The organism is Mycoplasma sp. 3686h, from assembly GCF_056781225.1.
Genome location: NZ_CM165562.1, coordinates 563559 through 585384, shown reverse-complemented (window position 1 = coordinate 585384; position 21826 = coordinate 563559). Strand labels below are relative to the sequence as shown.

The 21826-nt window shown below is 29.4% G+C and carries 17 protein-coding genes; all 17 read left to right on the top strand.

Translation table 4 applies throughout. From position 1 onward, the window contains the following. The first annotated feature begins 1 nt into the window (after position 1). The 17 genes from AC1RP9_RS02500 to lpdA all read left to right on the top strand — a co-directional run bounded on the left by AC1RP9_RS02500 (position 2) and on the right by lpdA (position 21764). Positions 2–664 carry an RDD family protein gene (locus tag AC1RP9_RS02500; RefSeq protein WP_481821851.1) on the top strand — a complete coding sequence of 221 codons (663 nt, stop codon included), beginning with the start codon at positions 2–4 and terminating at the stop codon, positions 662–664. Continuing rightward, positions 645–2816 (top strand): ATP-dependent helicase, encoded by a 2172-nt coding sequence (locus AC1RP9_RS02495; protein WP_481821849.1) that lies wholly within the window; start codon positions 645–647, stop codon positions 2814–2816. The genes AC1RP9_RS02500 and AC1RP9_RS02495 overlap by 20 nt, the downstream gene beginning before the upstream one ends. Then, the gene (locus AC1RP9_RS02490) at positions 2816–4435 is read left to right on the top strand and encodes an MHO_4530 family protein (RefSeq protein ID WP_481821847.1); all 1620 of its coding nucleotides are present in this window, start codon (positions 2816–2818) and stop codon (positions 4433–4435) included. Before AC1RP9_RS02495 ends, AC1RP9_RS02490 begins: the two co-directional genes overlap by 1 nt. Before the next feature lie 81 nt (positions 4436–4516). Continuing rightward, positions 4517–7459 (top strand): DNA polymerase III subunit alpha, encoded by a 2943-nt coding sequence (gene dnaE, locus AC1RP9_RS02485; protein WP_481821845.1) that lies wholly within the window; start codon positions 4517–4519, stop codon positions 7457–7459. Further along, positions 7452–8339 (top strand): 5'-3' exonuclease, encoded by an 888-nt coding sequence (locus AC1RP9_RS02480; RefSeq protein ID WP_481821843.1) that lies wholly within the window; start codon positions 7452–7454, stop codon positions 8337–8339. Before dnaE ends, AC1RP9_RS02480 begins: the two co-directional genes overlap by 8 nt. Continuing rightward, entirely contained in the window at positions 8339–8887 is a 549-nt protein-coding gene (locus tag AC1RP9_RS02475) for a dephospho-CoA kinase (protein ID WP_481821841.1), read from the top strand. Before AC1RP9_RS02480 ends, AC1RP9_RS02475 begins: the two co-directional genes overlap by 1 nt. A 396-nt stretch (positions 8888–9283) precedes the next feature. Next, the gene (locus tag AC1RP9_RS02470) at positions 9284–10255 is read left to right on the top strand and encodes a replication initiation and membrane attachment family protein (RefSeq protein ID WP_481821839.1); all 972 of its coding nucleotides are present in this window, start codon (positions 9284–9286) and stop codon (positions 10253–10255) included. Between the two features lie 11 nt (positions 10256–10266). Then, complete coding sequence (locus AC1RP9_RS02465; protein WP_481821837.1) at positions 10267–11124, top strand: hypothetical protein; 858 nt, start codon at positions 10267–10269, stop codon at positions 11122–11124. Then, the gene (gene fmt / locus AC1RP9_RS02460; RefSeq protein WP_481821835.1) at positions 11108–11974 is read left to right on the top strand and encodes a methionyl-tRNA formyltransferase; all 867 of its coding nucleotides are present in this window, start codon (positions 11108–11110) and stop codon (positions 11972–11974) included. The genes AC1RP9_RS02465 and fmt overlap by 17 nt, the downstream gene beginning before the upstream one ends. 226 nt (positions 11975–12200) lie before the next feature. Beyond that, the gene (locus AC1RP9_RS02455) at positions 12201–12914 is read left to right on the top strand and encodes a hypothetical protein (RefSeq protein ID WP_481821833.1); all 714 of its coding nucleotides are present in this window, start codon (positions 12201–12203) and stop codon (positions 12912–12914) included. An 89-nt stretch (positions 12915–13003) separates the two neighbouring features. Beyond that, positions 13004–13720 carry a hypothetical protein gene (locus AC1RP9_RS02450; RefSeq protein ID WP_481821831.1) on the top strand — a complete coding sequence of 239 codons (717 nt, stop codon included), beginning with the start codon at positions 13004–13006 and terminating at the stop codon, positions 13718–13720. A gap of 157 nt (positions 13721–13877) precedes the next feature. Then, the gene (gene gap / locus AC1RP9_RS02445) at positions 13878–14882 is read left to right on the top strand and encodes a type I glyceraldehyde-3-phosphate dehydrogenase (protein ID WP_481821829.1); all 1005 of its coding nucleotides are present in this window, start codon (positions 13878–13880) and stop codon (positions 14880–14882) included. A 64-nt stretch (positions 14883–14946) separates the two neighbouring features. Further along, positions 14947–16689 carry an excinuclease ABC subunit UvrC gene (gene uvrC / locus AC1RP9_RS02440; RefSeq protein WP_481821827.1) on the top strand — a complete coding sequence of 581 codons (1743 nt, stop codon included), beginning with the start codon at positions 14947–14949 and terminating at the stop codon, positions 16687–16689. Between the two features lie 100 nt (positions 16690–16789). Next, positions 16790–17914 (top strand): pyruvate dehydrogenase (acetyl-transferring) E1 component subunit alpha, encoded by a 1125-nt coding sequence (gene pdhA, locus AC1RP9_RS02435; RefSeq protein WP_481821825.1) that lies wholly within the window; start codon positions 16790–16792, stop codon positions 17912–17914. Continuing rightward, positions 17914–18912 carry an alpha-ketoacid dehydrogenase subunit beta gene (locus tag AC1RP9_RS02430; RefSeq protein ID WP_481821823.1) on the top strand — a complete coding sequence of 333 codons (999 nt, stop codon included), beginning with the start codon at positions 17914–17916 and terminating at the stop codon, positions 18910–18912. Before pdhA ends, AC1RP9_RS02430 begins: the two co-directional genes overlap by 1 nt. 31 nt (positions 18913–18943) lie before the next feature. Continuing rightward, complete coding sequence (locus tag AC1RP9_RS02425) at positions 18944–19885, top strand: 2-oxo acid dehydrogenase subunit E2 (protein ID WP_481821821.1); 942 nt, start codon at positions 18944–18946, stop codon at positions 19883–19885. Between the two features lies 1 nt (position 19886). After that, the gene (gene lpdA, locus AC1RP9_RS02420) at positions 19887–21764 is read left to right on the top strand and encodes a dihydrolipoyl dehydrogenase (protein ID WP_481821819.1); all 1878 of its coding nucleotides are present in this window, start codon (positions 19887–19889) and stop codon (positions 21762–21764) included. The last annotated feature ends 62 nt before the right edge of the window (positions 21765–21826 follow it).

The window sequence follows — 21826 nt, the reverse complement described above, 5'->3', positions numbered from 1 at the left end:
AATGTACGAAAATTCAGGTTTTTGAAGAAGATTTATTTGTAACCTGTTGGATTTTTTAATCTCAGCATTGGTGATTTTTGCTATTTTTTATTTATTAATCCCTAATCAAGAAAAATTTCAAAATAATGCTTATTATTACGGAAGTTTTTCACTTTGCATTTTATGGATAATACTTTATTTTATTATTGTTCCTATGTTTTTTGATCAACAAACACTCCTTCAAAAAATGTTTAATCTTAAAATACTCAACAATTCAAACCAAAAAATGAGTTTAAAAACCTTTATTGTTCGCAATTTGTTTAATGGAGCGTTTTGGATTGTTATTTTTGCGTTTTTTATAATCTTAATTCAATTGCAAGATTTTGATGTACAAAAATTACCTAATCTAAAACCAGGCTTTGCAAACGAACTCAAAAAGAATATTATTGCAATTTTAATTAGCTATTGATTTTTATTACATTTTATTGCTAATATCTCGATAATTGTGAATAAAAGTCGTTTAAGCATTATTGATCGTCTTACTCATACTCGAGTGGTAATTAATCAATATAAAACTATCATCACCAACCAAGAGATCAAATTAATTCCATATTACTCTGAGCTACCCAAATTTGAATACTTTAACGATCACGAAAGGGAAAAACATGAATTTAAAGAGAAATAATGTATTAGCTGATTTAAATGATTTTCAACGTGAAGCCGTTGAGTATTTTGATACTAACTTAAGAATTATCGCTGGTGCTGGTAGTGGTAAAACTAAAGTTTTAACTCGTAAAGTCACTTATTTAATCAATGATCTTGGAATTTCACCAAGCAATATTTTAGCTGTCACTTTCACTAATAAAGCTTGTAATGAAATGCAAGAGAGAATTAGTAAATATTTATATGATGATAAGGATTTAAGAATTTACACTTTTCATTCATTATGCAGCAATATTTTGCGTAAATTTATCCACTTACTCGGCTACAATAATAACTTTTTAATCCTAGATGAAGTGGATAAAAATCAAATTTTAGCTTCATTATACAAACGTTATGAAATCACCACTCAAGTAGTCAGTTATAAAAACATGGTGCAATACATTAGTTGAGCTAAAAATAAAAATTATGATATTTATCAATTTGCTGAAGCGTTAAACTTTAAATTACACGATCCCATTGTTAAGGTGTATCAAGGGTATTTGGACGAACTAGCCCTTAAAGGAGCATTAGATTTTGATGATTTAATTACCAAGACCCATGAATTATTAATTCAACACCCCAATGTTGCTCAATATTATAAAAAACAATTTTCATACATTTTAATAGATGAGTTCCAAGATACTTCGAGAATGCAATATGACATTATTAATAAAATTGTTGGTGAAGGAACCCATTTAACTATTGTCGGAGATCCTGATCAAACCATTTATAACTGACGTGGAGCTGAAGTTAATTTAATTTTAGATTTTGAAAAAGAATATCCAAATAGCAAAACTGTTGTTTTAGATTTAAATTATCGTTCGACTAAAAAAATTCTAGATGCTGCTAATAAATTAATTCAACATAACCAAATTCGTTATAACAAAAATTTAATCACTCAAAATGATGATGGTGATGATATTGATTTTTACCATGGATTTAGTGTTGAAGCTGAAGCTCGTTGAGTAGTACAAAAAATCAATGAACTCAAAAAAGCTAAAAACCAGCTTAAAAATATTGCCATTTTATATCGTGCTAATTATTATTCACGTCCATTTGAAGAAGCTTTAATTCAAGAAAACATTAATCACAAAATTTTTAATGGAGTTAAATTCTTCCAAAGAAGTGAAATTAAGGATGTTATTGCTTTTTTAAGAGTAATTTTTGATGGCTCAGATATTGCACTTGAACGGATTATTAATGTCCCAGTCCGCGGAATTGGAGATACCACATTAAGCAAAATTAAAGAATATGCTATATCTCATGGTGAAACCATGTTTAATACTATTGTTAAAGATATTAAACATTTACCAATTCCAGGAAAAATTATCAAGGATAAACTATATCCTTTCTTTAAGCTCATTTTAACTGCACAAAAGAAAATTAAAGTTCGTAAAATCAGTGAAGTTATTAACTGATTTTTACTTGAAATTAACTATTATCAACATATTGAAAACAACAAAAACATTCGCGGTTCAGCACTAGATAATGTTAAAGAGTTAATTGAATCAATTAAAAACTGAGAACAAAATAATCCAAAGGGTACTTTAGGAGATTATTTAAATATGGTTTCGCTTCTTTCAGCAACTGATGAAGGGGATAATAGTAATAATTATGTTTCGTTAATGACCATTCACTCAGCTAAAGGACTTGAATTTGATAATGTTTTTGTCGTTGGTTTAACTGAAGGAATTTTTCCAAGCATTAAGGTGATTAATAATGAAGAAAAAGCAATTAGCTACCTTAATAGCGAAGATTCTCCAATCGAAGAAGAAAGAAGATTGGCCTATGTAGCTATTACTCGAGCACGTAAAAATCTTTTTATCAGCGATTCACGTGGACATTTAATTGGGAGTGATACACCCAAATCTCCATCACGGTTCATTAAGGAAATGGGTATTAATTTAGATGAAATAATTTTACATAAAAATTTTGATACCAATCTTCAAACTGATGAAATTGACAAGAAAAAACAAAATAGAATTATTGTGGGAGATATTATTTCACACGTAACTTTTGGGGAGGGAGAAGTACTCGAAGTTAAAGGAAGTGAAATTATTGTACGATTTGTTAAAGACAAAAAACAAAAAACACTCAATAAAGACCATCCTGCGATTCGAGTTATTTCATCATAATGGGACTTATTTTAATTTTAATTTTTTCCTTTTTAGCTTTTCTTTTTATTGGTGGTGTTGCATTTACTATCTTATTGTTGTATTACTTTAGATCGTTTTCAGGGGTAATTCTTTTTCGGATTGATAATATTAACAAGCGAGTGTTACGTTTTTCAGAGAAATATTTATTTATTTCTACAATTTTCGACGCTAAAAAGAGTGAATTTAAGACTTTTAACTACATTTCAATTGAAACTTTTTTAAGTTTTTTGAATAAAAAAACTGCTAATGAGCTTAATTCATATTTAAACCTTAGTCCTGAATTTCAAAATGATTTAGTCATTCAATTTGAGCAAAATCAAGAAATGATTAACGCACTTGATTTGACTTTTTTTGAAAAATTAGTGCTCCGTTTAGATAAGTTTTTTAATTATAAAACTATTTATTCACTTAAAATTACTGCCAAAAACGATGGTTTCTTTCATTGTTCGATCATTTGAAATCGAAACCGTTTATACAAACGTAAAAACGCAACCAAATTAATTAATAGTCAGAAAAAAATTAATAATATCATTCAAAAGAAAGTAATTTTAGCATTTGCTCTAAAACCATATTTTTACATTAATGAAATTCAACCACTTGAAATTATTGATATTTATAAAAATTTTGGAATTCCTTATAAAAAGTCATATATTAACATTCAAGATGGATTTATTTATTTTGTGTTTAATAAAAAGGGAAATTCATCATACATATCTTTACTTAAAAGTGTTGAACTACTCAATAAAAACTTTTTAGCCAATAAATATTTTCTTGGAGCTACTGCTTTTATTTTAGAACAAGCGTACAATCCAAGCAGTAGTAATTTTGAACTACTCAATAAAATTCGTTATTCGTTATTCAACATTCTCAATAATCATGAACAAGCTTCAAATTTTGTCAATTTAGATGCATCAGCTTTTCTAAGTGATAATTTTAAGGACTTTATTTTTAATTATAATGAGTATATTAAACTCAATAATCATAATGAGTTTAATATTAAAGAGCACAAAATCAAGGTATACAAAAGTCAACGGGATTCTATTTTGTCAGTGAGAGAAGTTGATTTTAGCAATTTTGATTCTAAATATTTACAAATTTTTCAAAAAATTCCATATTTAAATTATTTATTTGAAAATAATTGATACCAAAATATTAAACACACACTTAATGATAAAAATTTAAAAATTCCAATTAGTTCTAATATGGTTAAAATTTCACAAGAAGTTTTTTTGAACTCTCCAATTGTGGATTCAGCAACTTCACCGACATATTTAGTGTATGCGTACAAAAACTTGTTTGATTATGAAAAATTACGAAAAAAAATCAAATCTAATTATCAATTTAACATTCCAACTGCTTTATATGTTAATCGAATTGACAAACCATTAATTAATGTCCTTAACTATACTAAACTCAAGGTTATTGTCATTAGCAAAGAAATATCTTCACGGTTAAATCAAACTTATGTGTTTTATGATTGCATTAATGTAGTTCATTTAGCACAAAAAAATGGGATTAAAATTGTTTATGAAGATCCTGATTTAAATTTAGATCCCTTAATAGTTGAAAAAGCTCAAATTAAAGCTTATTATAAGTAAATAAACTCTTTTGAGTTTATTTTTTGCGATTTAATGACGCTTTATTAATACTAAATATGTATAAAATTGTAAAATATCAATATGAAACATCCAATCATTTTGCACACTAATACTGAATATTCTTTTTTAAGCTCAACAATTAAAGTCAATGAACTATTTGAACTTATTTTACAGCACAAAAGTCCGTACTTAACCTTAACTGATAAAGAAAATTTCTTTGCTTTACCTATGTTTTTAGAGTTTGCTCAAAAACATAATCTTAAATTAATTGCTGGAATTGAATTAACTTTAGATAATGAAAAAAATATTTTAGTTTACGCTAAAAATTACAAAGGATACGTCTTTATTAATGAACTTATTTTAACTCGTTCGCAAAATATTGGTGTATCACTTGAACAATTAAATAATCCAAATATTTTACTTATCAATCACCCAGTTAATGGTTTTCAAATCGAAGAGCTTGAACACGTATTTGATAATTTTTATTTCAATTCCCCACATTCTGTGGGCGAATTTAAAACCGTTTATGCACCGCTAAAAAAAGTTTTATACCAACAAGAAAATGAAATTTTACACATTTTAAATCAAATTGCTCAAAAAAAACATGCTCAAAATGAGTTTGAACACCCTGATTATTTTGATGAAAATGAATTTGCAAACGTTGAACCTGCAGTGCTAGAACAAATGGAAAAATTTGTGAATTTAATTGAACCTTTTACTATTTCAAGTGAAATTAAATTAGCTTCTTTTGATAATCCTAAACAAACTCTTTTAGATAAATTTAACAAAAATAAATATGTTCAATTAGTTAAAAAACACGGTAAAGATTTAGTTGATGAACGAATTAATTATGAACTTGCTACCATTGAAAAACTTAATTTTATTAATTACTTTTTAGTGATTAAAGATGTACTCGATTTTGCTCGAGAGCACAAAATTGAAATTGGGCCTGGAAGGGGTTCATCATCAGGGTCAATTATTGCATTCTTATTGGATATAACTAATGTTAACCCGATTGAATATGGACTTTTGTTTGAGCGTTTTTTAAACGTTGCTCGGGTATCGCTTCCAGATATTGATTTAGATATTCAAGATGATCGTCGGAACGAATTGCTCGAATACATTGGAAAACGTTTTGGAAAAGATAAATGTGCATTAATTTCAACTTTTCAAACCTTAGCCCTTAAATCATCCTTACGGGATGTTGGAAGAGTGCTCCAGATTCCGCTGAGTGAAATTGATAAAATTTGTGATTCATTAACTAAATTTGATGTTTCATTAGATGTTGCTTACGAAGGTAACCCTAAGTATAAAATGCTTGTTGACAAACATGAAAAATTACACTTATATGCACGAAAAATCGAAGGAATGCCTCGACAAAGCGGAATTCATGCTGCTGGAGTTATTATCGCCAATTGTCCATTAACTAGTGTTATACCAGTGCGTCATTCATCTGCTCCACTCAATCAAGTAGAATTTGAAATGAATAATTTAGAGCAATACGGATTGATTAAAATTGATTTTTTAGGATTAAAAAATCTTACCGTAATTAATCAAATTGAGAGTCAAATTAAGGAAGAATTCCGTTTTGATCATGTTATTAATTTAAATTTTAATCCATATAATGATTCATTAACTTTTGATTTGATAAATTCATTAAACACTGACGGAATTTTCCAACTCGAATCTCCTGGAATGAAAAGAGTTATTAAACAAGTTAAGGTTGATACTTTTGAAGATATTTATGCAATTATTTCGCTTTATCGTCCTGGACCTAAAGAGTTCATTCCTGATTATGCTAAAGTTAAAAAGCACGAGCAAGAAGTTGAATCCATTCACCCAATTTATGACCAAATTGTTGCTCCAACCTTTGGAATTATTGTTTACCAAGAACAAATTATGCAAATTGCTCAACAAGTAGCAAAAATGTCTTTTATTGAAGCTGATTTACTTCGTCGAGCAATTTCCAAGAAAAATGCCCACGATTTAAGCGAATATTCGCAAATTTTTTACCAAAAAGGTGCTCAAAATAACATTGAGCAAAGTGTGCTTGAAAAAATTTATAATCAAATTTTAAAATTTGCTTTGTATGGATTTAATAAGGCACACGCAGTAGCTTATTCATTTATTACATACAAATTAGCTTTTTATAAAGCCCGTTATCCAGAAATTTTTTATAAAGTGATTATTGATAATGCTACTGGTGATTTGAGCACTATTAAAAATAGTGCTAATAATGCTTCTAAACAAAACATTATTATTCATTCTCCAAAAATTAATCATGCTTTATTTAAAAGTGAAATTATTTTTAAAAATGCTCAAAATAGTAAATCGCAAATTTATTTACCGTTTTTAATGATTAAAGGTATTGGGCCGAATGCAGTAGCAAAAATTGCTCAAGAATTAAAACGTGGTGGACCGATTAGTAACTTTTTCGCCGGTATTTTGAGGCTAAAAGTTTCAGGTGTGGGTGATTCGACCATTGAAACTTTAATTAAAGCTAATGTCTTTCGTGATTTTGGAAATGTAGTTGAATTGATTAATGCACTTCCTTCTATTAATAATGGAGCTAAGATTTTTAAAGACCTTTATTCAAAATCAGAAGAATCTTTAGATGAAAAATTAGCAAAATTTTTCAGTAGCACTGGATTTGACCAAAAACAAATCCAAAAGTTTGATTTAGATGTAAACCTTGAAATTAAGCTTGAAAGCGAATTACTTGGTTCAATATTTAATGCTTATCCAACTAAAAAATACGAAAGAGATTTAAGACTCCAAGATTTACAAAAAACTAAAAGCAATTTCTTTTACGTCTTTTTACATAGTGTTAAAGTAAATGCTAAAGGTAAAATTGAGGCCAAAATATCTGATTCTTCAAAAGTAATTGATAAAGTTTATATTTTTGAAGATTCTGCAAAAGATTTAATCGATTTTCCAACTCCAAGAGTCATTTTGGTGAATTTAATACTAGCAGAAAAAGGATATTATTCAATTAAAAGTTGAGAGGAAGTTAAAAATGAATAGGAAAGAGATTATGCTCTTAGTTGATGGGAACTATTTAATGTTTCAATCTTTTTACGCTACTTATCGTGGAGATATTAACGTAATTATGCGTTCAACTAAAGGAGTGCCTACTAATGCAATTAATTTATTTTTATTACAAATAATTAAATTAATTCGCTTTTATGAACCGCAATATTTATTCATTGCTTTTGATGCTAGTGTAAAAACCCAAAGACATTTACTTTATCCTGAATATAAAGCAAATCGCACGAAAGCTCCTCAAGAAATTTTTATTCAATTTGACTTAATTAAGCAATTATTGAGCAAATTAAACATTTTTCATCTCCAAATTAATGGAGCTGAAGCTGATGATTTAATTGCAACAGCTTCGCGTAAATTTAATGATGATAATCTTGAAAAGTTCATTTTTTCACGTGATAAAGATTTATTACAACTCGTTAATGAAACAACAAGTATTATTGATAAAGATAATCAAAGTAATTATCAATTAATTACCAATGAAAACTTTTATGATATTTACAATCTTTATCCAAAGCAAATTGTTGATTATAAAGCACTAAAAGGTGATCCTAGTGATAATTTACCTGGAATTAAAGGAATTGGAGATAAAACTGCTATTAAATTGCTTGAACAATTTGATTCTTTTCATGAAATTTATCAACATTTAGACCAATTAAGTAAATCTTTAAAAGACAAATTACTTGCAAACCAAAACCAGGGGCAAATGTGTTATGATTTAGCTCAATTAAATTTTAATGTTGTAGAATTTCAAACTGAAAAAGACGCTTTAAAATTAAATATTCAATTAGAACCTGCCACTCAAATGCTTAAAGAGCTAGAACTTAATACAGTTACTAAGTATCTTAAGGAATTATCTTAATGATTGCAATTAGTGGAAAAATTTGTTCAGGAAAATCAACATTTTTAAATGAGCTTAAAAATCGTGGGTATAAAGTGTTTAATTGCGATCGTTTTGTTGATCAATTTTATCAAAATAATCAATTTATTGAACAAATAAAACAATCTCATTTAAAAGAGATTGTTTCAAATAATTCAATTAATAAACAAGCAGTTATAAAGTTAATTCAAACTCAAAATCCTTTGTTTAAACACTTAGAAAAAATCATTCATCAAGCAGTCTATGATTACTTAATTAAAAAAGAATACGATTATATTGAAGTTCCAGTTTTAAACAGTGAGCATGTTAATTTTAGTAAGCTTTTTCAAAAAATAATTGTTTTAGATTTAAATCAAGATTTGAGGATGCATTTTTGTTCTAAACGCAAGGTTAGTGTCCAAAAATTTCATTTATTAGATCAATTAAATGATTTAAGTTTTTTGAAAAAAGAACCATTTAATTTAATTGAACAGATTTGATTAAATAACCCAGAGCAAATCAAAAAATATGTCCAAAATTTATCCAAATAATTTTAAAAAAGCTTTTGTTTTTTCGATTTTATGCTTATTTTTAACTATTTTTTGTTCCTAAAAAAACGTTTGTCAACAATTAACCGAGCAATTCAATTTTTAGCTAAAAAATTATTTAAAAAATTACCTTTTTTAGAGAATATTAACCCCCAAAAATTAAAATTTTACAAAAAATAAGAAGTTGTGAATAACTGGGATAATTTTGAAAAAAGTGTGTTTTTTCCTGAATTTTAGACTTAAAATTCACTTTTTATTTTTTATAGCTTGTGGATATGTCTACCGAATTAAACGAATAAATCCATTAAAATATTTTTTTCACAAAATCCTTTTTTATCTCTTTTAAAATTGATATACAAAGACCAAAAATTGACTTTGGTAATTTTAAAGGGGGAGAGAATGCAAAACATTCATTACAATTATTTTATAATCGAGAGAAACGAGGATTTAACTCCAAGTGATCAAGAAAATATTTTAAATTTTTATCTCCCAATTATTGGTTCGCAAGCTGTTACTTTATATAATTTTCTATATAATAAAATAAAGGTTGATAAACTTTATCATTCTGAATATGCTTTTTCAGGAATTTGTTCTTTTTTATGTATTGAAATGAGTGAATTATCTCAATCTAGAGCTAAACTCGAAGCCATTGGACTGCTTAAAACTTATTTTAATGAACAAACCAATAAATTAATGTTTTTAATAAAAAGACCATTAAATAAAGAAGAAGTTAAAAACAATCGTTTATTGAAAAATGCATTAATTAACTGCTTAGGAACTGATGTGGTTGATAATTTACTCGCAAGCAATGTAATTAAAAGAAGTGTTCCAAGTGAACACATGCAAGATATTAGTGCTAACTTTTTGGAAGTATTTGGAGAAATGAAAGCTCCAAAAAGCACTCGAAGTATTGATTTGGTGATTGAAGCTGGTAAAAGAATTGAACAAAGCATTCAAAACAATTCATTTTCAAGTTTGAAAAACATTGAATTAAAAATGCCACTTCATTTTTTAGATAGCGAAATTCAAAACGAATATCAAGCATTACATACCTATGAACCAATTCATTTTTACAATTACTTGTCAAAAAATCAATTACAAGAAAACGCAAATGAAATTATTCAAGAATTTTTAACCCTAGGATTTGAATATAAAGTGATTAACCTTGTTATGTTGATTAGTTATTTAACCTCAAATGTTGTGCTTTTAAAACAAGTGAATAGTATTTTAAAAGAACTATCAAGTAAAAATATTTTAACTTTTGAAAGAGCTGAAAATTATCTTGATGGTAAATATTCTGATCACAAAATTTACAAAAAATCAATCCATTCAAAAAACTATATTAAAAAAATTTACCTTAATTCACTTTAAAATGAGGATCCATGATTAAAAAACCATCCGTAACTAAAGAACAATTGATCCAAAAAGCTAAAAACGATTCGTCATTATTACAAATTATTGAGCAATTACAAATGAATGATGATGAGATTTTTTTCAAATTTATTGATTTAATGAACATTAAATTACGTGAAGAGCATCCAGAAGAATATATTGACCGAATTGAGTTAGTGCGTAATGAAAAGGGAATTGTTGAAACTAAACGTTATTTTGCTAATAATGAAAAATATCGTCAATACTTGCTATATAACAACATTGTCTTTGAAAACTTAGGAATTAATAAAACTTATAAACCTTTTTCTGAGCAAAAAATCCGTAAATCGGACTTTTTTGATTTACATGAGTATCAAAAAGAGTTTAAACAAGCACTCAAAAGTTTGGAACAATTAAATCAACTAAAAGGACTTTTTTTACATTCGTATAATTGGAATATTCGTCATCAAATACTTTCAGGAATTGCTAAAGATATTGCTTTTCAAGATTTCAAGGTTGTGTATGTGAATATTGAATACTTATTAGATGAAATTAAGTCATCTTTTAGCGATTCAAGTGATAAAAATGCTGATTATATTATTAACACAATTATGAAATGCGATGCGGTCATTTTTGATAATTTAGGATTTGATCGACTTCCAAAGTGGTTTTTCAAAATCTTTGTTAAAATTATTAACTATCGCATGGGTTATAATAAATTCACTTGCTTTGGTTCGAAAATTTCTCAAAGTGAAATTGAAAGTATTTTAGATCAACAAAATATTGATGATTCTTTTACTAAAGGACAATTACAAGAGTTTAAAATAGCTATTAAAAATCTAACTCAAGGGGATGTGTGAGTTGAATAAAAATATCAAAATAATTTTAGCTGGAACACCACAATTTTCAGTTCCAATTTTTGAACAAGTCATTCAAAATTTTAATGTTGTTGCAATTGTTTCACAACCAGATAAACCAGCAAATCGTGGGTATAAATTTGAACCCACCCCAACTAAGCTTTTAGCTCAAAAATATAAAATTCCACTTTTTCAACCTGAAAAAATTGGTCAAATTTATGACCAATTACAAGAATTAGATTATGATATCTTGCTCACTTGTGCCTTTGGACAATATGTTCCAACTAAGGTTTTAAATTTAGCTAAAAAAGCTTCATTAAATATTCATGGTTCATTATTACCTCAATATCGAGGAGCCGCTCCAATTCAACATAGTATTTGAAACGGAGATACTCAAACTGGACTTAATTTAATTTACATGATTGATCGCATGGATGCAGGAAACATTATCAAAGAAGCTAAAATCAACATTTTACCGAGTGATACATCAGATAGCATGTTTGAAAAAATGTCCCAATTAGGAACAAAACATATTGTTGAATGATTAAACGATTATCTAAATGGAAACTTTACTGAACGAATTCAAGATGAATCGCAAGTAACTTTAGCTCATAAATTAAACAAAGAAGATGCTTTACTTGATTCAAATTTAACCAATGAACAAGCTTTTAATCAAATACGAGCTTTTTCGAGCAATCCTGGAGCATACTTATTCCTTGATAATAAGCGTTTAAAAGTTTATTACGCTTCTAAAACACCAATAGCTAATGCTATTGAATTAAAGTTTGCAAATGGTTCTTTATATGCTATTGATTATCAATTTGAATCTAAAAAACGGATTGTGTTAAAAACTAGTAATTAAATTTAAATAAACACCCCAAAAGTATATTTTGTCTAACTTTTGGGGTGTTTGTATCATTTATATTTATTTTAAATAAAATATAATTATTATGTACTGCAAAAAATCAAAGGAAAAACTAAATTATGAAAAACATTTTTTTAAAAATTGGAGAACCTGTTGCAAATGTAGCTCAAATTTCTTCGGTTCTCTTAAGTAATATTACTGAGAAGATAATTTAGGGTAATTAATGATCGATTTCTTTTTTTGGATTGGAATGTCAATTCTTATCACTTATACTTTTTCTGTAATGTATTGAGTTGGCAGAAACGTATTAAAGCTCAAATTATATGCACATACAATAAATCTAGTCTGTGAAAAAATTAAGTTTAATCAAGCAACTTGATTTTTAGATGTTAAACTTAGAAACGCTATTTTTATTTTTTTAAGCAACATAGTTCCGGTTAAAAAATGAGTTTTACGTATTTGAATAATTTCTCTTTTTCTACTTGCTTTTTGTATTATTTTATCAATTATTTCTAATGTAGTTAGCATAAATGAAATTGAATTTGAAACACATATAACCATAATGTATATTTGAGGATTACCTTTTTGTATTATATACACTGCTTATTTTTCAATGCAAGTTTGAAGATTTTGACGTTTAGAAAAAATAGCTAAAAAACGCAATATCATACAAGTGGTTCGTCCTCAGGTCAAAAGCAAAAAGAAAAAGTTTTTTGTTTCTGGACACATGTTTACTTGAGTAGTTCAAGATACTTTTCCTAAAATTAGAAAAACTTTAATTGCTAATGAAAGTGAAATCAAGAGGGTATATCAAAAAGACGCTAAAGATATTATGTATATTTATATTTATGATATAGACAACTTTAAAGCTCCTTATTTTGTCTTTGAAAATAAAACAATGAAGAAAAACTATGAGGAAATCAAATGGAACGAATAAGTTATTTACCTTACTGAATTGTTTTGGGATTTCATTGCTTCTTTTTCTTTTATTGTATCTTTTACTATCTTTTTATTTGATGAGAGAGAATGGAAAATCACATTCTAATTATTAGCAGGAAAAAGATCAACTTTGCTTTAGAAAATAATTTTGATGTTCATTTATTTTTTATTCAAGGAATTAGTGCTATTTCGTGAATGATTAAAAGAGGAAATGTTAGAATATTCCTACAAATTTTACCTATTATTGTATACACTGTTTTCTTGCTTGGTTTTTTAATTTGAATGGAGCTAATTGATTTTATTTATCCTGAAATGTTTTATTTAGGATGAGTAGTTTTAATTCTTTTGTTCACGCAAGTAGGATGATGATTTTACTTTATTATTTGACGAAATAAACAAGTTAAGCAAATCAATGAACTTGCTCAAAAACTTAAGATAAATGCACAAATCAGTTTATTTGAAATCCAATTAAATTCACAAAACCAAGATCCAATTAATCATAGTGGAGCAATAAAAAACCTTAAATATGATGCTAATTATGTAGCTAGCATAAGAATTTCTCAAACAACAAAAAATTTGTATCTTAGTTTTGATGATACGAATTTATTTGAAAATAGTAAGCAAATGTTTTTCTTAAACCGAGATATTCTTAATGCTAAATTAAATTGAGATAAACAAAAAGCTAGATGTGTTCACTATTTAATGTTAATATATTCAAATTATGAGGATCAAGAATTTTACAATCCTAATTACGTAGAAAATATCAAGTATTTTTTAGAGCTTGAAGAATACTATCAAAATTAAAAATATATATTTATATCAATAAGTACCCCAAAAGTTACATTTAATCTAACTTTCAGGGTGCTTATTAAAATTGCACATATCATTACATATTAAAAATAGAATGTAATATAATACTATTAAAAGTATTTAATATTACTTAGATGAAAGGATAATTATTATGAAAAAAGTAGCCATTAATGGTTTTGGAAGAATCGGAAGATTGTTTTTAAGAAGATTACTTGAAACTAACAATAAAGATGTTCAAGTAGTTGCAGTTAATGATTTAACCGATGCAAAAACATTAGCTCACTTATTAAAATACGATTCAGCTTTTGGAATGTTAAAAGCTGATGTGCACGCAGAAGAAGCAGCGATTGTTGTAAATGGTAAAAAAATTGCTGTGTATGCAGAAAAAGACCCAAAAGCATTACCTTGGGGTAAATTAGGAATTGATCTTGTGGTTGAATCAACCGGAAGATTTGTAAAAAAAGACCTTGCTGCTTTACATGTAGAAGCTGGAGCTAAATCTGTAGTTATTTCAGCACCAGCTGGTTCAGATGTTAAAACCATTGTTTACAATGTTAACCATGATACAATTACTCCTCAAGATAGCGTAATTTCAGCTGCTTCATGTACTACTAACTGTTTAGCACCTGTAGTTGATGTGCTTGTAAAAAACTTTGGAGTTGAAAAAGGATGAATGACTACAGTGCACTCATACACTGGAGACCAAAGATTGCAAGATGCACCTCACAGTGATTTACGTCGTACTAGAGCTGCTGCCTTTAACATGATTCCTACCTCAACAGGAGCTGCTAAAGCACTTGGACTTGTTATTCCTCAAGCTGCTGGAATTTTAGATGGATCAGCAGTAAGAGTTCCAACCATTACCGGATCACTTGTTGAGCTTGTAGTTGAACTTAAACAACAACCTTCAGTTGAACAAATTAATTCAGCTTTTGAAAAAGCAGCTAATGAAAGCTTAAAATACGAAACTGATCCAATTGTATCATCAGATATTATTGGTTCACACTATGGTTCAATTTATGATGCTGAGCTTACCAAAATTGTTAAGGGAGCTGACGGTAAAAACCTTTACCACATTTCAGCATGATATGACAATGAAATGTCATATGTTTCACAACTTGTAAGAACAGTATCACACTTTGCTAAATTAAAATAATATCCACAATATTCAAGCAAAAAGATAAGCACGTGCTTATCTTTTTAATATAATTACATTAATTATGGATAAAACAAGATTATTACACGAACGTCTAGCACAAGTTCCCAAAAAACCTGGTGTGTATTTATGAAAAAATGAACTGAATCAAATTATTTATGTTGGTAAAGCCAATAATTTATTCAAACGCATGCACCAATATTTTAAAGGAAGTATTAATTCATACAAAACTACTAAACTTGTTAGCGAAATTAGCGATTTTGATTTTGTGGTTAAAGACAATGAATCCAGTGCTTTAATTTTAGAAAAACAATACATAGAAAAATATAAACCTAAATACAATATCAATCTCAAAGATGATAAAACTTATAGCTATATCAAAGTGGCAATAAAAAACAAAAAGATCCAAATTAAGTCTTCTCCAAAGATTAATTTGAATACTTCTAATACTTTTTATTATGGTCCAATTACAGCTGGTTTTAAACGAAAAGAGCTAATAAATGTGCTCGTAAGAAATTTTTTATTCCATAATGGGCTTGAAATTACTAAGTGAAATGAGCAAGAATTACAAGAAACTTATCATCAAATTATTAATGTCCTTAAACTAAAAAATAATGATTTTATTAAACAACTATACCACAAACGAGACCAAGCTTCTCAACGCATGGATTTTGAGATAGCAATTGAATATCGTGATTCAATTCAACTTCTTGAACAAATGAAAAAACGTCAAGTCAGCGAAATTAGCAACAAAAAGAATATTGATGTATTTGTTTTTAAACATATTGACAATACCATACATGTGTTTGAAATGAGTTTTTGTTTTGGAGTGCAAGTGGCTCATCGTTATTTTTTTATCGATTCACTTGTTAACGAACAAAACGATATTAACGAAATTTTAGAGCAATATTATTCCAAACATCCTCAAGCTGATTTAATTGTTTTAGATTCTAAATATGAACATTGAGATTTTGGGTTTTTAAGTAAAAAAATGGTATTTCCCAAAATTGGAACCTTAAAAAATTTACTCAATCAAGCTTATGATAATTTGAAATATTCTTTTGAACAAAAATACTTAAAGCTACAATCTCAGCAACTTAAAGTTCAAGAATGTTTTAAAAAGCTTGAACAACTATTATCCTTAAACAAACCAATTCATCGCATTTTTATTTTTGATAATTCTAACTTGAATAATAATTTCATTGTTGGTGTTGGAATGGCTTTTGATGTTCACGGAAACATTAAAACTTTAAATCGAAAATTTGATATTAATAAACTGATCGAAACTAAAAGCAAGCGTGCTGATACTGAATATATGTTTTACAATGTTCAAAATTATTTGAACATTAATCAATTTTTATTCAAAGATTATCAATATGATGATTTGTTTGTTGTTGATGGAGGGATTGCTCAAATTGGTGCTTTTTTCAAAGCGTTAGATAGTACTTCCTTTTTAGATAAAAACAAAATCAATTTAATTGGTTTAGTTAAAGATGATAAACATAGTACCCGAGAAATTGTGCTTAAAAATAATAAGCAATTAAAAATTGAGCACCTAGATTTATTTAATTATTTAAGCCTTTTACAAAGTAAAGTTGATCAATACGCTAAAGAGTATTTTAGAAGCAAATATTTAAATGCTTCGCTTGAAAGCAAACTTTCACAAATTAAAGGAGTAGGAATTAACTCAGAAATTAAGCTACTCAAACATTTTAAAGACTTTGCGTCAATTTATAATGCTACTCAAGAACAATTAGCACAAGTAGTCGGGGTAAAAATTGCTAAAATCATCAAAGAAAATTTGTAATAAAATACTGGAATTGTTTCCCTTTTAATATTCTATTTATCAGAAAATAACTAAATAATTAGTATAATTAGAATACAAAGAAATGAATGAAAGGAATCACATGTCACATAAATACAAATATGCATTAGATAAAGACGGTAAATACACAGTTATGGCCGATCCTAATGAAATGATTAGAATCTTAGATATTAACGGTGATTTAATCGATAAAAAATACAAATCTCCATTATCTAATGATCAACTACTTGAAGCATATAAATGGATGGTCTTATCAAGACAACAAGATACATACATGCTTCAACTTCAAAGACAAGGACGTATGTTAACATTTGCTCCAAACTTTGGAGAAGAAGCACTTCAAGTAGCAACAGCTTATGCTATGGATCATAAAAAAGATTGGTTAGTTCCAGCTTTTAGATCAAATGCAACAATGTTAGCACTTGGTGTACCAATGATCAACCAATTGCTTTACTGAAACGGAAACGAATGAGGTTGCTACATGCCTGAAGGAGTTAACGTAGTTCCAATTAACATTGTTATTGGTGCACAAATTTCACATGCTGCCGGAATGGCATATGGAATGAAACACCACAAAACAGGTGGAGTTGCAGTTACTTTTATCGGAAATGGTGGAACCACTGAAGGAGAATTCTCAGAAGGAATTAACTTTGCCGCTGTCCAAGAATGACCTGCAGTATTCTGTATTAACAACAACCAATGAGCTATTTCAACACCAAACCACTTTGAATCAGTATCTTCAACACTTTCAGTTAAAGCAGCTGCTTATGGATGTGCTGGAATTAGAGTTGATGGAAACGACTTTTTAGCTAGCTATGAAGCTATTAAAGATGCTATTGAATATGCTAGAAATGAAAGCAAACCAATCGTGGTTGAATTTGTAACCTGAAGACAAGGTCCACATACAACTTCAGATAACCCAAGAGTTTATAGAACTGAAACCGAAGAAAAAGAACACGAAAAATGAGAACCAATGCACCGTTTTGAAAAATACTTAACTGACCTTGGTATTTTCAATGAAGAACTTAAAACTAAAATTTGAGCTGAATCTCTAGATTTTGTTAAAAAAACTTACGAAGAAAGCTTGACCAAAATTAATACTAAACTTGAAGATATTTTTGACTACACTTACGATAAACTTCCAGAATACTTACAAGAACAAAAACAAGAAGCTATTAATTATTGATCAAAAAAAGGAGCTAACTAATGTCTGATACAAAAGTTTTTAACAATATCGAAGCCTTAACTCACTCTCTTGATCTTGCAATGGAAAGAGATCCAAATGTTGTTTTATTTGGAGAGGACGCAGGTTTTGAAGGTGGAGTTTTCCGTGCTACTCAAGGTCTTCAAGCAAAATACGGAGTTCATAGAGTTTTTGATACCCCTATTTCTGAAGCGGCTATTGCTGGGGTTGCTATTGGTGCATCATTAGCAGGTTTAAAACCAATTGGTGAAATTCAATTCCAAGGGTTTTCATTCCCAGCTATGCAACAAATTTTCACTCAAGCAGCTAGATTAAGAAACCGTTCAAGAGGACGTTTACACGTACCTATTGTTATTAGAATGCCTATGGGTGGAGGAATTAGAGCTCTTGAACACCACTCAGAAGCTCTTGAAGCAATTTACTCACACGTTCCAGGTGTTAAAGTTGTTATGCCTGCATTCCCATATGATACTAAAGGATTAATTTTAGCAGCTATTAACGATCCAGATCCAGTTATTTTCCTTGAAAACAAAAAAATCTATCGTGCTGGAAAACAAGAAATTCCTGCTGAATACTATGAAGTTGAAATTGGAAAAGCTAATGTTTTAGTTGAGGGAAGCGACTTAACTTTAGTAACTTACGGAGCTCAAGTGCACGATTCACTTTCAGCTCTTAAAAAACTTCAAGCTACAAATCCAGAAATTTCAGTAGAACTTATCGACTTAAGAACTATTAAACCACTTGATCATGCAACTATTGTTGAATCAGTGAAGAAAACCGGAAGATTACTTGTAGTACATGAAGCAGTAAGAAGTTTCTCAGTATCAGCTGAAATTATGGCTAGAGTTAACGAAAAAGCTTTTGAGTACCTTCAAGCTCCAATGTTCCGTTTAACTGGATACGATATTACCGTTCCTCTTCCTAAAGGAGAAAGTTTCCACGCAATTAATGATGAAAAAATCATTGACAAAATTAAAGAAGTTATGTCATATGAAATGTAATATTTAAAAGAGAAGGAGATGAAAAGAAATAATGATTAAAGCTACCCCTATTGTCCGTGCAAAAGCGACCAAACTTGGTATTGACCTTTCTCTTGTTAAAGGAAGCGGAGAAAACGGAAAAATTTTACTTGCTGATTTAGAAGCATTTGCAGCTCAACCAAAACAAAGTGCTCCAAGTGCCCCACAACCAGTAAGTACACCTACCCCAACAGCGGCTCCTACTGGAGCTGCTGTTCCAACCCCAACCCCAGTAGCACCAAGAGTTGTAACTGGAGAACCATACTCACAACCAGTTACTCCAATTAGAAAAGCAATTGCTAAAGCTATGACTAATTCATGGGATAATGTTGCATATGTTAATTTAGTTCATGAAATTGATATGACTAGACTTTGAGATTTACGTTCATCAATTAAAGATTTAGTGCTCAAAACTACCGGTGTAAAACTTACCTTTTTACCATATATTTTAAAAGCAGTTTCAGTTGCTTTAAAAGAATTTCCTAAATTTACCGCTAAATACAATGAAGCTAAATCAACATTAGACTTTCCTGGTGTGATTAACTTAGGGTTTGCTGTTGATACTGAAGCTGGATTAATGGTGCCAGTAATTCCTGGAGCTGACCAATTATCAGTTTTAGATTTAGCCAAAGAAATTGCTCGTTTAGCTAAAGCAGCCCGTGAAAAAACTATTAAACCTGCCGAAATGAAAGGTGCTGGATTTACCATCACTAACTATGGAAGTGTAGGAAGTTTATTCGGAGTTCCAGTTATTAACTATCCAGAACTTGCAATTGCTGGAGTTGGTGCAATTATTGATAAACCAGTAGTAAAAAATGGTGCAGTAGTACCCGGGAAAGTGATGTATATTACTGTTGCAGCTGATCACCGTTGAATTGATGGAGCAGAAATTGGTCGTTTTGCTTCAAGAGTAAAAGAATTACTTGAAAAACCTGAAGTTTTAGGAGTGTACTAATATGTATAAGTTTCAATTTGCTGATATTGGTGAAGGTCTTCACGAAGGTACAGTTGCTGAAATTTATGTAAAAGTTGGACAAGAAGTTAAAGAAGGAGATAATCTTTTTAGCGTTGAAACTGATAAGGTTACTTCAGATATCACCACTCCAGTAAATGGAAAAATCGCTCAAATTATGATGGCTGTAGGTGATGTTATTCACGTTGGTCAAGAAATTTTCTTAATTGATGATGGTTCAGGAGATAGTGCTGAAGCTTCTGCTCCAACAAGCGAACCTGCTAAAGAAGAAAAACCATCAGAAGGCGGAGCTAGCGTTGTCGGTGAATCAGTAGTAAACAATGATTTAATCGACCTTAACTTCTTTAAAAAAGCAGCTCCAATTGTACAAGAAAAACCAAAAGCTCTCGAACCTACACAACCAACATCAAGCACAACACCTGGTGATGTTAAACCATACACAGGTAAAGTTGACGAAGAATATGATGTCATTGTCGTTGGGTCAGGTCCTGGTGGATATTTAGCCGCTGAAGAAGCTGGTAAGAGCGGGTTAAAAACCTTAATTATTGAAAAAGTTAATTGGGGTGGAGTATGTTTAAACACTGGATGTATTCCAACTAAAACTCTTCTTAAAACCGCTGATATTGTACAACACATTAAACACTCAGGTCAATACGGAATTGTATTAAGCAAAGAGCAACAAGTTTCTGAAGACGAAACTTGAGTTGCAATGCACAAACGTAAAGCTGACGTGGTAAGCAAAATTTCAATGGGTGTTCAAATGTTAATGAAAGCTTCTAAAGCTAAAACCTTAGTTGGAGAAGCTAAAGTTATCGGAGATCGTGTTGTTCAAGTTGAAGGTAAAGTATACCGTGCAAAACATTTAATTCTTGCTATGGGTTCTTCAGCTAACAAATTAATGAAAATCCCTGGATTTGAGCAAGGATATAAAGATAATAAAATTATTACTTCAAAAGAAGCAATTAACTGAAGTGAAAAACGTCCTAAATCAGTAACCATTATTGGTGGAGGGGTAATTGGACTTGAATTTGCAAGCATTTTCTCAGTCCTTGGAACTAAAGTAACCATTATTCAAAACACAGATCGTTTACTTCCTGCTGCTGATAAAGAAGTATCAGTTGAAGTAGCTAAAATGCTCAAAAACCTTGGAGTTGAAGTCTTATTTGACGCTCAAACTCAAAAATTTGAAAATGATAAACTTTATGTAGAAGTTAAAGGAGAACAAAAAGTTCTTGAACAAGAATTAATCCTTACTGCTACTGGTCGTACACCAAATACTCAAGGACTTGAAGAAGCCGGAATTAAACTTGGTTCACGTGGTGAAGTGCTTGTTGACGAGCACCTTAGAACCAATGTTCCTGGAGTTTATGCAATCGGAGACATGACTGGACAAGCAATGCTTGCTCACGTAGCCTATGCACATGCTATGACTGCAGTATTTGATATTTTAGGTGATGAACATAAAGGTCAATACCACCCTAAATCAGTGGCTGGATGCATTTACACTAGTCCAGAAATTGCCTTTATTGGTCTTACCGAAGAACAAGCTATTGCTCAAGGTAAAAATGTCTTTAGTTCAAAATATTCATTTGAACGTTTAGGAAAAGCAATTGCTTCGGTGAATAATGTTGGATTTGTCAAACTTGTTGTTGACAAAGAATTTGGTGAAATTCTTGGAGCTTGAATGGTTGGTCCAAATGTAACCGATTATGTTGCTGAAATTGCTGTAGCAATGGAACAAGAATTAAGCGTGCATGAAATTGCACACACTATTCACCCCCACCCAACATATGGAGAAATTATTTGAGAAGCAGCACGTGCAGCTAGTCTTAAACTTTCTCTTGAATCAATGAAAAGATAATTTACAAATTATTAAGTACCCACGTAAAATCACAATTATAAATTGTGATTTTTCTTTATAAT